Genomic DNA, 12485 nt, shown 5'->3' with positions numbered 1-12485 from the left:
CCCGGCGTGGCCCGTCCCTCCGGCCCCGCGCCCGCGGTGGCCCGTCCCGCCGCGCCGCCCGTAGCGCGTCCGCCCGCGCCGGCCCCGGCAGCACCCGCCGCTCCGGCCGCCGGGGGCGACGACGACTTCCAGATCGAACGCTTCTGAAGTGGGCGTCTCCGGCGGGCGCCGTCACGGGCCCGCCGCGAAGCCGTGCTCCTACGCGTCCTCTTCGCCCAGCATCGCGCGCAGGCGGGACAGGCGCAGGGGGCCCATGAGGCCCTCGCGGGAGAGCGCCTGGAGCAGCAGGGCGGTGGCGTGGATCTTCGCCTCCTGCTCCTCCTCGGGCTTGTCGGCGACCTCCGCGTCCAGCAGCGCCTCGATGTGCTCGGGGTTGATGGGGGCGGGGCCTTCCGCCCAGGCGATGTCGAACAGGGCGCGCGCCATGCCCTCTCGCACCTTGCGCTCGGCGTCGTTGCCCGCGCCCTTCACGAAGCCCAGGAACAGCGCGTCCACCGCCTCCTTCGTGAGGCCGGCCAGCGCGGGCACCTCGCCCAGGGCCTCCTTCACGTACTCGCGGTCGAACGTGTCCACGTCCTGCTCGTAGCCGAAGGCCTCCTCCAGGAGGATGGAGGCGATGAACGCGTCCGTCTCCTCCTCGCTGGCGCCTTCCTCGGTCAACGCCGCGCGCGCCTTGCCCGCCGGCTCGGCCAGCTCCGCGTCGTCGAGGATGGCGCGCGCGGACGCGTGCGCGGCCAGCAGCACCAGCGCGGCCTGGGCGTCCGAGGACAGGACGCGGCCTCCCACGTCCATGAGGATGGCGGCCTGCCGGGGATGGGCGCGGGCCGCCTCGGTGAAGGACGTCTCTTCCGGGGACAGGGAGTCGCCCGCCTGCTGCTTGCGGAGCGTCTCCTTCGCGACATCGGCGGTGAGGAAGCGGGCGAGGACAGGATGCATGCCGGGCCTGTTACCACATGCTAGGTATCCCGCCATGCTCCCGGAGGACGAAGGCCCGGAGGCCGTCCAGCGCGCCACGGATGTCGGCGTGAAGCTGCTCGGCGCGCGGGCCCGCACCCGCCACGAACTCGACGCCGCCCTGGAGAAGAAGGGCTTTGCCCCCGCCGTGCGCGACGCGGCCCTGGCGCGGCTGGAGGGGTGGGGCTACCTCGACGACGCGCGCTTCGGCCGCGCGCGGGCGGAGGTGCTGCTGCGCGACGGCAAGGGCCCCGGCGCCGTGCTCCAGCGTCTGGCCGCTCACGGACTGTCGGACGACGCGGCCCGGGAGGCCCTCCAGGACGCCAGCACCCAGGTGGACTTCGACGCCCCCGCCGCGGCGCGCGCGGTGCTCAGGAAGCGGGGGCTGGCGGCCCGCCCCTCCGACGGGAAGGCATGGGCGAAGGCCGCACGCCTCCTGTCGGGCCGTGGATTCTCGCCGGACGTCGTCCACCAGGTACTCGGTGAACCTCCACTGGACCCCTCGGGGCGGGACGAATAGCGTGCCGGCGATGCGTTCCGTCGTCGCCTTCCTGACCGCCGTCCTGCTCTTCTCCTCCGGCTGCGCCTCCCTCTCCGGGAGCCAGGCGGGAGAGCCTGACTACGCCGCCACCGCCGAGGAGAACCTCAAGCTCGGCTCCGAGGCCCTGGAGAACAAGGACCTCCTCAAGGCCCAGAAGTACTTCGAGTACGTCCGGGCGAAGTACCCATACCAGGAGGCCGCGCGAGACGCGGAGCTGCGGCTGGCCGACGTGGAGTTCGCCCGCGAGGCCTTCCCCGAGGCCCGCGACCAGTTCCAGGCCTTCATCAAGCTGCACCCCACCCACCCCAAGGTGGACTACGCGGCCTACCGTTCGGCCCTCACCCACGTGGAGGAGTTCCCCTCCACCTTCTTCGCGCTGCCGCCGGCCCAGGAGAAGGACCAGGGGGAGATCCGCGCCGCGCTCGCCACCATGGAGGAGTTCATCCGCCAGTACCCCGACTCCGAGTACACCCCGGAGGCGCGCAAGCACGCGGCGGAGGCGCGCAAGCGGCTGGCGGAGCACGAGCTGTACGTCGCGCGCTTCTACCAGAAGCGTGAGCGCTGGAAGGCCGTGGCCCAGCGCCTGGAGGCGCTGCTCAGCAAGTACCCGGGCACCGTCTACGAGGAGACCGCCCTCTTCGACCTGCACGCCGCCTACCTGAAGCTCAACGACGCGAAGCGCGCCGAGGACACCCTGCGCCAGGTGCTGCGCCGCCTGCCGGGCACTCCCGCCGCGGAGAAGGCCCAGCGCATGCTGGGTTCGTGAGGTCCACGCAGGAGTGGAGCCGCCTGGGCGGCCTGGTCATCGCCGGGTTGGCGGTGGTCGCCGCCTGCGCCGTGCTCATCCCCCGGCTGCTGGGCTTCGCCGCGGGGCCGGAGGCGGAGGTCATCACCGCCCTGAAGGAAGCCGAGTCCCAGGGCGTGTCGCTGGCCCTCCCCGGCGTCACCCGGCCCCTGACCTCGCAGAAGGTGCGCTTCGCCCGCATCACCGTCGTCGTCGCCCCGGACCGCAAGTCCGCCGAGGCGCTCGCCACCCTCGACTTCGAGGGCACCCTGGGGGAGACCCGGGTGGGCACCGCCGGGGTGGAGCGCGTCCCCTTCGTCTACCGCGACGGCGGCTGGCACCCCCGGACCTCCGTGGCGCCCCGGCTGGTCGCGGTGGTGTCGGCGCTGGAGGCGCGGCGGCGGGGCCTGGAGGCCGCGGACGCGGAGTCCCTGGCCCGGCTCGCGGGCCCCGGAATTCCGGGAGTGGGCGGCCCCGAATGGACCGAACTGAAGTCGACGCGAGGACGCGTCTATCGGGCCGAGGCGTGGTACATCCGGTTGGAGCGGGAGGACGCTGTCGTCACGGAGCACTGGCGGTTGCAGGGCTCCCTCCCGTCAAGGCCGGTGGACACCCGGGGTCAACGGGCCTTGTCGCTCACCCTTCACGGTGACGAATTCTTGTTTTCGCCCGGGCTCATGTAGGCTACCCCGCGTCGGAGGCAGGGCCCGAGGACGGGCCGAGTCATGGAAGAGCCCCTCAAGCAGCTACTGACCCTCGGGCGCGGCTACTTCGAGAAGAAGCAGTACGCCCAGGCCGAGCAGTACCTCGCGAAGATCGTCGAGACACATCCGACGTTCGCGGACGTATTCAACATGCTCGGCATCATCTACCACGACCAGGGCCAGTTCGCCCGGGCGCAGCGGGCGTTCGAGTCCGCGCTGAACCTCAATCCGGCCTACACCGAAGCGGCGCTGAACCTCGCGGTCATCTACAACGACATGGGCAAGTACGCCGAGGCGAAGGAGGTCTACCAGGCCGCCCTCTCCCGGCAGAAGACCGGCCCTGGCGAGCTCGACCCCTACGTCGAGAAGAAGATCGCCAACATGTACGGCGAGATTGGCGACGTCTACGCGTCCAGCGGCGCGTGGCAGAAGGCCATCGAGGAGTACCGCCGCGCGCTCGGCCTGTGCCCGCAGTTCGTCGACATCCGCCTCAAGCTGGGCAACGCCCTGCGCGACGCGGGTGACAACGCGGCCGCCATCGCCGAGTACGAGCAGGTCATCGCGCAGAACCCGTCCTTCCTTCCGGGCCGCATCCAGTACGGCGTGGCGCTGTATTCGGCGGGACGCAGGGCGGAGGCTGTGCAGGTCTGGGAGGACGTGCTGGCGCGAAGCCCGGACAACAAGAGCGCGCAGATGTACCTCAACCTGGTGAAGGACCCCGGCAAGGTGGAGCAGGCGGGGTGATGACCATGGACATTTCGAAGAGCTTTGCCCTCAAGTTCATCTCCGGGAAGTACCAGGGCGGCGAGTTCCCGCTGAAGGCGGACAAGCAGATCGTCATCGGCCGCTCGAGCGAGCTGGACATGGTGCTCGTCGAGGACATGGTCTCGCGCAAGCACGCGAAGATCAGCTTCGCCGAGGGGAAGATCACCATCGAGGACCTGGGCTCGACCAACGGCACCTTCGTCAACGGCGAGAAGGTGAAGCAGGCCCGGCTCAAGGAGGGGGACCGCATCCTCATCGGCACCTCCATCCTCAAGCTCGTGCACCAGGGCGCCGACGGCGCCAACGTGGACGAGAGCCTGGCCAAGCAGAAGCTGGAGGAGGCCGCCGCCGCCCAGGCCGCGCGCACCACCACCAAGGGCAGCTCCATGACGGGGAAGATCGAGGAGATCCCCCTGCCGGACCTGCTCCAGTTGTTCCACACGTCCAAGAAGAACGGCGTGCTGGTGGTCAACAGCTCCCAGGAAGGGAAGATCTACCTGCGCCAGGGCCGCGTGTACTACGCGGTCATCAACGAGAACCACAACCTGGGGCCGCAGAAGAGCTTCAACCGCATCATCACCTGGGAGTCCGGCGACTTCGAGCTGCGTCCGGCGGACAGCCAGGAGTTCATGGTGGAGCTGGACTCGTCCACGGAGGCGCTGCTGATGGACGCGCTCCGTCAGCTCGACGAGCTCAAGCGCCTCCAGCCGAGCCTGCCGCCGCCGGAGGCCACGCTCCAGCTGGCCATCCCCCTGGGGCCCGCGCTCCGGGAGCTGACGCCGGAGCTCCTGGACGTGCTCCAACTGGTCATCAACACCGGAAGCCTGGCGGGCATCCTGGACCGTGCGGACGCCGACGACGTCATCACGGCCGAGGCGCTGGTCCAGCTCATCAAGCGCGAGTACGTACGCATCAGCTGACATGAGCGGTCCGCTCCCCGGGCGGGCCTCGCGAGGGGAGCGGACATGACGAACCAGACGCGGGTGAAGCCCAAGCGGCTCACCGAGCTGAGCCACTGCGCGGGCTGCGCGGCGAAGCTGAAGGCCTCCGAGCTGTCCGAGATCCTCGGACAGCTCAAGCCCCTGAAGGCCCCCCAGGCGCTGGTGGGCTTCGCCACCAACGACGACGCGGCCGTCTACAAGCTGGCGCCGGGCATGGCGGTGGTGGAGACGGTCGACTTCTTCCCGCCCGTGGTGGACGACCCGTTCCAGTTCGGCGCCATCGCCGCGGCGAACGCGCTGTCGGACATCTACGCCATGGGCGCGCGTCCGCTGTTCGCGCTCAACCTGGTGTGCTTCCCGGACGAGCTGCCGCGGTCCGTGCTGTCGAAGATCCTCGCGGGCGGCCAGTCCAAGGCGGACGAGGCGGGCATCCCCATCCTCGGCGGCCACAGCATCCGGGACCCGGAGCCCAAGTTCGGCATGGCCGTCACCGGGGTGGTGCACCCGAAGAAGGTGCTCACCAACGCGGGGGCGCGGCCCGGGGACGTGCTGCTGCTCACCAAGCCCCTGGGCTCCGGCATCGCCACCACGGCCATCAAGCGCGGCGTCGCGTCGCGGGAGCTGGCGAAGCGGGTGATGGCGGTGATGTCCACGCTCAACCGCGCCGCGGGCGAGGTCTTCGCCTCCGGGAAGTTCAAGGTGAACGCCCTCACCGACGTGACGGGGTACGGCCTGCTGGGTCACCTGCTGGAGATGATGACCGGGGCGAAGACGCGCGCGGCGCTGGACCTGGAGCGCATCCCCCTCATCGCGGACGTGCCCTCGCTGGCCGAGTCCGGCGTGGTGCCCGGGGGCACGCGGTCCAACCTGGAGCACGTGAAGAAGAAGGTCCGCTTCCCCAAGGGTCTGCCGGAGGCCATCCAGTGGGTGCTCGCGGATGCGCAGACGAACGGGGGGCTGCTGGCCAGCGTTCCCGCGCGAGACGCGCTGAAGGCACTGAAGGCGCTGGAGCGGGCGGGCGTGGACGCGGCCCTCATCGGCGAGGTCCGGGCCGGGCGGGCAGGCATCGACGTCATCGGCTGAGCGCCTCGGCCGGGCGGGGATTTCGCGCCCGGGGTGGGCCTCCGGTAGCATGGCGCCCGGCATGACGCTGTCGCTCCGCCCCCTCGTGGCCGTCCTCGTGCTGTGCTGGCTCCTCCCCGTCCCCTCCGGGGCGGGGGAGCGGCCCGCGCGCATCGTCATCGACCCGGGCCACGGAGGCCTGAAGGAAGGCGCCAAGGGCCCCGGCGCGCTGCGGGAGAAGGAGGTCGCCCTGCAAATCGCGCTGCGCCTGCGGGCCAGGCTGGAGGCGGCCGGCGGTGACGTGTACCTGACGCGCGAGCGCGACGCGCTGGTGTCGCTCACCGAGCGGGTGGCGATGACCAACGACCACGGCGCGGACCTCTTCATCTCCATCCACGCCAACTCCATGCCCACGCCCCGCATGCGCGCGCGGACGGAGGGCATCGAGACGTACTTCCTCTCCGCGAGCGCCTCGGGCGAGGCCGCGCTGGCGGTGGCGGACCGGGAGAACGCGGAGGCGCCCATGTCCCGCGCCTCGCGCGGCGACTCCACGCTGGCCCTCATCCTGGACGACCTGGTGCGCACGGAGGCGCACTCGGACTCCTCGCGGCTGGCCTACGCCATCCACCCCCGGCTCATCGCCCGCACGCGGGGGGCGGACCGGGGCGTCCAGCAGGCGCCCTTCTTCGTCCTCTCCGGGGTGGAGTGCCCCGCCGTCCTCGTCGAGGTGGGCTACATCTCCCATCCGGAGGAGGGCGTGCGGCTGGCGCGCGAGGACTACCAGGAGAAGCTGGCCGAGGCCATCAGCGAGGGCGTGCTCGCCTTCCTGCGTGACACGCGGCGCCGGGACGCCTCCAGGCTCCCCCAGGTGGCGGGCTCGTCGACGCCCTGAGTCGTCACGGGCGCATGAAGTCGGACGACCCCCGCGCCGCGTGGCTCTGGTAGAGAGGAGGCGCCTACCTCCCTTCCCAGGAGCTCGCCGTGCGTTCCTTCCAACGTGGTGCACTGGACCTTCGCCCCGTCACCCTCACCCCCGGAGTCACGCGCTACGCGGAGGGCTCCGTGCAGGTGGAGTTCGGCCACACCCGCGTGCTCGTCACCTGCTCCACCGAGGAGCGCGTCCCGCCGCACCTGGTGGGCAAGGGCACCGGCTGGGTGACGGCGGAGTACGGCATGCTCCCGCGCGCCACGCACACGCGCAGCCAGCGCGAGGCGGCCAAGGGCAAGCAGTCCGGCCGCACCATGGAGATCCAACGCCTCATCGGCCGCTCCCTGCGCGCCGCCGTGGACCTGTCCACGCTGGGCCCGCGCACCCTCACGCTGGACTGTGACGTGCTCCAGGCGGACGGCGGCACGCGCACCGCGTCGATTACCGGCGCCTACGTGGCCATGGTGCTCGCGCTGCGCTCGCTCCAGAAGCAGGGCGTCATCAGCAAGCAGCCCAAGCTGACGCCGCTGGCGGCGGTGTCCGTGGGCGTGGTGGGCGGCGAGGTGCGCGTCGACCTGGACTACGAGGAGGACTCGAAGGCGGACGTGGACCTGAACATCGTCGCCACCGGGGACGGGCGCATGGTGGAGGTGCAGGGCACCGCGGAGCACCAGTTGTTCGACCGCAAGACGCTCGACGCGATGCTCGACGGGGGGCTGGCCGCCATCCAGCAGCTCGTGGCCGCGCAGGCGAAGGTGCTGGAGTGAGCGGGGGCAAGCCCCGGCTGCTGTTCGCCACCACCAACAAGGGCAAGGTGCGCGAATTGCGCGAGCTGGTGGGGGACGCGGTGGAGGTGGTGTCGCTCGCGGACCTGCCGCCCGTGCCGGAGCCGGAGGAGGACGGCGACACCTTCGAGGCCAACGCGGTGAAGAAGGCGCTGGAGTACGCGCGCGCCACCGGGCTGCCCGCGCTGGCGGACGACTCCGGGCTGTGCGTGGACGCGCTCGACGGCCGCCCCGGTGTGCTGTCCGCCCGCTACGCCCCGGGCGACGACAAGGCCCGCTACGAGAAGCTGCTGGCTGAATTGACCGGGGTGCCGGACGCCCGGCGCGGGGCGTCGTTCCGCTGCGCGCTGGCGTTGGCCTGGCCGGACGGGCGCACGCACGTGGAGGAGGGGCGGTGCGAGGGCCGCATCGGCCACGCGCCCCGGGGCAGCCACGGCTTCGGCTACGACCCCGTCTTCGTCTTTCCCGACAGTGGCCGGTCGATGGCGGAGCTGACGTCCGAGGAGAAGTCGGCCATCTCCCACCGGGGCGCGGCCTTCCGGAAGATGAAGTCGCGGTTGCTGGCGCTCTGAAGCGGCCCGCGTGTTGACGGAAGAGCGAGTCAGACACGTTGCCCTTGCGCGTCCGTCCGCGATGGTTCAACAATGCCGCACGACTTTTCGGGGCGTAGCGCAGCCTGGTAGCGCACCTGCCTTGGGCGCAGGGGGTCGGAGGTTCGAATCCTCTCGCCCCGACTTGACGTAACGTTGTGGATGCAGGCGGCCCGGCCAGCTCCAATAGCTCAGCTGGATAGAGCACCGACCTTCTAAGTCGGGGGTCGCAGGTTCGAGTCCTGCTTGGGGCGCCAACCTGCTGGGCATCACATTTGGGCCTTGTACTGGCCCCGGTTTCCGCGATAGGGAAGCCGCGCTTCAAACGCCGTAGGCAGTGACGGCGGCCATAGCTCAACTGGTCAGAGCGCCGGACTGTGACTCCGGAGGTTACCGGTTCGACCCCGGTTGGCCGCCCACCTTTTCCCCCTTCATTTCTTGCGCTCGTAGCTCAACTGGATAGAGCACTGGGCTTCGAACCCAGGGGTTGGGGGTTCAAGTCCCTCCGAGCGCGCTCTCCCAACTCCCCGAGACTCCACCGGATTCTCTATTCGGTGTTCGAGGCTCGAAACGGGACTTGGATTTCGCCACCAACAATCCACCAACAAAATCTCCTCGTCGAGGAGTGGCAGTGCCCCCGTCCGGGAAGGGACGGAGGCCCGCCAGACTGTTAATCCTCAGGCTCCGTGCGTCGCGCCGTTGCCGTTCTTCTCCGTGGAGGGGACGCGGCAGCGCAGCTCCGTCTCCGCCTCCAGCGCGAGCAGGTTCTCCCGCATCGCCTTGGCCCAGCGCGCGCGCGGCTGCTCCATCAGCTTCTCGTTCGCCAGGTCGATGCTCTCGCTGAGCTCCTCATCGGAGAGCTCGGAGGCCGTCTTCCCCTTGTACGGGCCGAACGCCACCACCACCGCGCTCGCCTTGAGGCGGGGCGTGGGCTCCGGCGCGTCGTCCTTCTCCGGCGTCGACGTCTCCGTCGCGGACCTCTTCGGAGGCAGCGGCGCCAGGGGCACGTCCACGTCCAGCCGCGGGGCCTGGTCCTCCTTCACCGTCGCCTGCGGCGCGGGCAGGGTGGGGAAGGACGCCTTCACCGGGCCGGGGCGCGCGCCCAGCACCTCGTAGGCGCCGCCCGTGGCCGGCTCCGGCGTGGAGTCGAAGTCCTCGGCCGGCATCTCCTCGCGGACGTACAGCCCGCCGAAGGCCTCCGGGTAGGCCTTGCGCAGCGCCGCCACGCGCGCGCACTTCTCGATCATCGTCGTGGGAATCTTGGCCCACAGCGGCGTCTGCTGGACGTAGCCGCTGAAGTCCAGCCACACGACGACGGGCAGCTTCCCGTCCCGGACCACGCGCGACCAGGCCCCCACCAGCGCGCCCTTGCGCTTGGCCGGGTTGAAGCGGTGCACCACCTCGCCCCGCCCCTGGTCCACCACGATGTCGTCCTCGGCGAACACGGCGCTCGCCTGGATGCCCTTGAAGTCCGGGAAGCGCTCGGCGCGCGCGAGCATGCCGGCCTCGGAGGGCTGGAACTCGTACTTGTTCACCCAGTTGGGGCGCTCCCGGTTGCCCACGTTCTGCCGCCGGGCCACGCAGAAGGCCTCCTTGAGGAGGGGGTCCAGTCCGCTGCGCTTGCACTGCTCGATGAAGAGGGCGAACTCGTCCTCGCTGATGCCCCGGGGGCAGATGGTGCGCCGGATGAGCTCCATGCGCTCCCGGCTCCAGCCGCCGAGCGCGGCGCCGGCGTCTTCCACCTTGGGGGGGATGTTGGCTTCCATCTCTGTCGTCTCCTGCATACGTCCTGCGCGAAAAGGGCGGACGACCTCCGTCCGCCCGCCTGTGCCTCGGCGGCGCGACTCCTGGACCCCAGGGGCAGGTGACGCGTGCGTCCGGCGGACCGGGCCCGGGACGCGCGCCGTGGCGACGTTCAACAGGGGAGACGTGGACCTGTTTCATGGAGGAGCCGCCACCGTCGCAGCCAGCCCGTCGGGCGGGCGGCGCGGCGTTACTCGGACTCCCTGTGGTGGAGATGATCGCCCCCGGCGTGGGAATGCACGGCGGACGAAAATAGATTTTGACAGCACGCCCAGGCTTCTGTAGTTACCGCCGCCACTTGGACGTCACGCAGCCGACGGGCCGAGCGCAGTGCCGGGAGCGTAGCTCAATTGGCAGAGCAATGGACTCTTAATCCATAGGTTGTGGGTTCGATTCCCTCCGCTCTCATCACGGGGTCTCTCCAGAAATGGAGAGGCCCCGTTTCTTTTTCCGCCGTCCCTGCCGTCCAGTGGACGTTTCGCGGTATGACGGCGGCCTCACGCGAGTGCTCGGGCGGGTGGCGAAACTGGTAGACGCGCCAGACTTAGGATCTGGTACCGCAAGGTGTGAGGGTTCGAGTCCCTCCTCGCCCATTTCGCGTTGACCCGTTCGTGCCTATCCCCTAAAGGCGCACGTCCCACTTAACCGGCGCTGCCCGGGACGACTGTCCGCGGCGGCGGCGAGCGAGGCCCGAATGAAGGTCCAGGTCGAGGAGCTCTCTCCCATCGAGACGAAGCTCTCCATCGAGGTCGAAACCGCCCGCGTGGCGGATGAGCTGAACCGCGCCTATTCCGCGCTCGGTCAGCAGGTGCGGCTCCCCGGCTTCCGCCAGGGCAAGGTGCCCCGCCGCATCCTCGAGCAGCGCTTCCGTGGTCAGGTCGAGGACGAGGTCATCCAGCGCGTGGTCCAGACCGCCTATCTGGACGCCGTGCGCGAGCACAAGGTGGAGGTCGTCGCCAGCCCGCAGGTCACCAACGGTGGCCTCAAGGCGGACGCCCCGTTCACCTTCGAGGCCCGCGTCGAGGTCAAGCCCAAGGTGGAGGCCAAGGAGTACGCGGAGCTGCCGCTCGCCAAGGTGGACGCGGCCGTCTCCGACGAGCAGGTGAACGAGCAGCTGGAGCGCATGCGCCAGTCGCTGGGCCGGCTCGACCCCGTGACCGACCGCACCTCCGCCGCCTCCGGCGACTACGCCACCGTGGACTTCGACGCCACCGTGGACGGCCAGCCCTTCCCGGGCAGCAAGGCCGAGGGCATCACCGTCCAGGTGCAGCCCGGTGAGCTGGTCGAGTCGAAGATCGCCGCCCTGGAGGGCGTGAAGGTGGGCGAGTCCAAGGACATCGACTACGCCTTCCCCGCCGACTACCGGGTGGAAGAGGTGAAGGGGAAGACGGGCCGCTTCCACGTCACCCTCAAGGACCTCAAGAAGGAGGTCGTCCCCGAGCTCAACGACGACTTCGCCAAGGAGACGGGCATCGCCCAGTCCCTGGACGAGCTGCGCACCAAGCTCCGCACAGACATGGAGAAGGCGCGCCGTTCGCAGGCGGACAACGACGAGCGCGAGGCCCTGGTCAAGGTGCTCGTGGAGCGCAACGCGTTCGACGTGCCGCGCGCCATGGTGGAGCGCGCCATGGACTCCATGCTGCGGGGCGCCCTGCAGCAGTTGCAGCGCTCGGGCGTCGACCCCAGCCGCCTCAACCTGGACTTCAACCGCCTGCGCGAGGAGATGCGCGAGAAGGCCGTCCAGGAAGTGAAGGGCACGCTGCTCCTGGAGTCCATCGCCCTCAAGGAGGGCATCCAGGCCAACGACGCGGACGTGGACGCGCGCATCGAGCAGCTCGCCACCGAGGCGGGTCAGCCCGTGGCCACCGTGAGGAAGTACTTCAAGGGCCCGGACGAGCGGCTCGGGTTGGCTCTGCGACTCCGGGAGGAAAAGACGATTGAATTCCTGAAGGGGCGAGCGAAGTATTCGTGAGGTTCGCTTTCCGAGCCCTCTCTCGAGGTCGACATGCCCTTCATGCCCGTTCCCTACGTCATCGAGCAGACGCACCGCGGTGAGCGCTCGTACGACATCTACAGCCGGCTCCTGAAGGACCGCATCATCATGCTGGGCACGGAGATCGACGACGACGTGGCCAACGTCATCGTCGCCCAGCTGCTGTTCCTCGAGTCCGAGGATCCGGACAAGGACATCAACCTCTACATCAACTCGCCCGGCGGCTCCGTGACGGCCGGCATGGCCATCTACGACACGATGCAGTACGTCAAGCCGCCGGTCTCCACCATCTGCGTGGGACAGGCGGCGTCCATGGGGGCCGTCCTCCTGCTCGCTGGGACGAAGGGCAAGCGCTACGCCCTGCCGTCCAGCCGCATCATGATCCACCAGCCGCTCGGTGGGGTGCGGGGCCAGGCGACGGACATCGAAATCCAGGCGCGCGAAATCCTCCGGATGAAGGCGAAGCTCAACGAGCTCATCGTCAAGCACACCGGCCAGGGCATCGAGCGCGTGGAGAAGGACACGGACCGGGACTACTTCATGGGTGCCACGGAGGCGAAGGCCTACGGCATCATCGATGAGATCCAGAACCCCCGGAAGGTCGTGGGGCTGGGCAAGGACGAGAAGAAGTAGCC

Annotated in this window: 13 protein-coding genes and 6 tRNA genes; 17 read left to right on the top strand and 2 right to left on the bottom strand. The window is 69.9% G+C overall.

Features of this window, described 5'->3' with window-relative positions; translation table 11 throughout:
- Positions 1-198: 198 nt before the first annotated feature.
- Positions 199-936: a hypothetical protein gene (locus tag LZ198_RS33640; protein ID WP_253976223.1), complete on the bottom strand. Its 738-nt coding sequence runs from the start codon at positions 934-936 to the stop codon at positions 199-201.
- Between the two features lie 34 nt (positions 937-970).
- Here LZ198_RS33640 and LZ198_RS33635 point away from each other — a divergent pair, with 34 nt between their 5' ends.
- The 13 genes from LZ198_RS33635 to LZ198_RS33575 all read left to right on the top strand — a co-directional run bounded on the left by LZ198_RS33635 (position 971) and on the right by LZ198_RS33575 (position 8568).
- The gene (locus tag LZ198_RS33635) at positions 971-1474 is read left to right on the top strand and encodes a regulatory protein RecX (protein WP_253976222.1); all 504 of its coding nucleotides are present in this window, start codon (positions 971-973) and stop codon (positions 1472-1474) included.
- Positions 1475-1484: 10 nt separating this feature from the next.
- Entirely contained in the window at positions 1485-2261 is a 777-nt protein-coding gene (locus tag LZ198_RS33630) for an outer membrane protein assembly factor BamD (protein WP_253976221.1), read from the top strand.
- Complete coding sequence (locus LZ198_RS33625) at positions 2258-2962, top strand: hypothetical protein (RefSeq protein WP_253976220.1); 705 nt, start codon at positions 2258-2260, stop codon at positions 2960-2962. The genes LZ198_RS33630 and LZ198_RS33625 overlap by 4 nt, the downstream gene beginning before the upstream one ends.
- Before the next feature lie 42 nt (positions 2963-3004).
- Positions 3005-3727, top strand: a complete 723-nt coding sequence (locus tag LZ198_RS33620; RefSeq protein WP_253976219.1) for a tetratricopeptide repeat protein — start codon at positions 3005-3007, stop codon at positions 3725-3727.
- Between the two features lie 5 nt (positions 3728-3732).
- Complete coding sequence (locus LZ198_RS33615; protein ID WP_253976230.1) at positions 3733-4668, top strand: FHA domain-containing protein; 936 nt, start codon at positions 3733-3735, stop codon at positions 4666-4668.
- A 45-nt stretch (positions 4669-4713) separates the two neighbouring features.
- Positions 4714-5772: a selenide, water dikinase SelD gene (gene selD / locus LZ198_RS33610; RefSeq protein WP_256560149.1), complete on the top strand. Its 1059-nt coding sequence runs from the start codon at positions 4714-4716 to the stop codon at positions 5770-5772.
- Positions 5773-5833: 61 nt separating this feature from the next.
- Complete coding sequence (locus LZ198_RS33605) at positions 5834-6643, top strand: N-acetylmuramoyl-L-alanine amidase family protein (protein ID WP_253976218.1); 810 nt, start codon at positions 5834-5836, stop codon at positions 6641-6643.
- A gap of 89 nt (positions 6644-6732) precedes the next feature.
- Positions 6733-7446: a ribonuclease PH gene (rph, locus tag LZ198_RS33600; RefSeq protein WP_253976217.1), complete on the top strand. Its 714-nt coding sequence runs from the start codon at positions 6733-6735 to the stop codon at positions 7444-7446.
- Complete coding sequence (locus LZ198_RS33595; protein ID WP_253976216.1) at positions 7443-8036, top strand: XTP/dITP diphosphatase; 594 nt, start codon at positions 7443-7445, stop codon at positions 8034-8036. Before rph ends, LZ198_RS33595 begins: the two co-directional genes overlap by 4 nt.
- A gap of 88 nt (positions 8037-8124) precedes the next feature.
- Positions 8125-8198, top strand: a tRNA-Pro gene (locus LZ198_RS33590).
- Between the two features lie 36 nt (positions 8199-8234).
- Positions 8235-8311, top strand: a tRNA-Arg gene (locus LZ198_RS33585).
- Positions 8312-8397: 86 nt separating this feature from the next.
- A tRNA-His gene (locus LZ198_RS33580) sits at positions 8398-8471 on the top strand.
- A 23-nt stretch (positions 8472-8494) separates the two neighbouring features.
- Positions 8495-8568 (top strand) — tRNA-Arg (locus LZ198_RS33575).
- Between the two features lie 163 nt (positions 8569-8731).
- On the opposite strand, the gene bet is transcribed toward LZ198_RS33575, so the two are convergent.
- Positions 8732-9820, bottom strand: coding sequence for a phage recombination protein Bet (gene bet, locus LZ198_RS33570; protein ID WP_253976215.1), 1089 nt, complete (start codon positions 9818-9820; stop codon positions 8732-8734).
- A gap of 372 nt (positions 9821-10192) precedes the next feature.
- On the opposite strand from bet, the gene LZ198_RS33565 reads away from it, so the two are divergent.
- From LZ198_RS33565 to clpP, 4 genes are all read left to right on the top strand, one after another.
- Positions 10193-10265 (top strand) — tRNA-Lys (locus tag LZ198_RS33565).
- 103 nt (positions 10266-10368) lie between these two features.
- Positions 10369-10450: transfer RNA gene (locus LZ198_RS33560), tRNA-Leu, on the top strand.
- Between the two features lie 101 nt (positions 10451-10551).
- Complete coding sequence (gene tig / locus LZ198_RS33555) at positions 10552-11829, top strand: trigger factor (RefSeq protein WP_253976214.1); 1278 nt, start codon at positions 10552-10554, stop codon at positions 11827-11829.
- 33 nt (positions 11830-11862) lie between these two features.
- A complete protein-coding gene (gene clpP, locus LZ198_RS33550; protein ID WP_253976213.1) occupies positions 11863-12483 on the top strand; it encodes an ATP-dependent Clp endopeptidase proteolytic subunit ClpP in 621 nt (206 codons plus the stop codon).
- Positions 12484-12485 lie beyond the last annotated feature (2 nt).

Origin of the sequence: Myxococcus dinghuensis, assembly GCF_024198235.1 — a bacterium.
In the GTDB taxonomy this organism is placed as follows: Bacteria; Myxococcota; Myxococcia; order Myxococcales; family Myxococcaceae; genus Myxococcus; species Myxococcus dinghuensis.
This window is presented reverse-complemented; position numbering and strand designations above follow the sequence as displayed.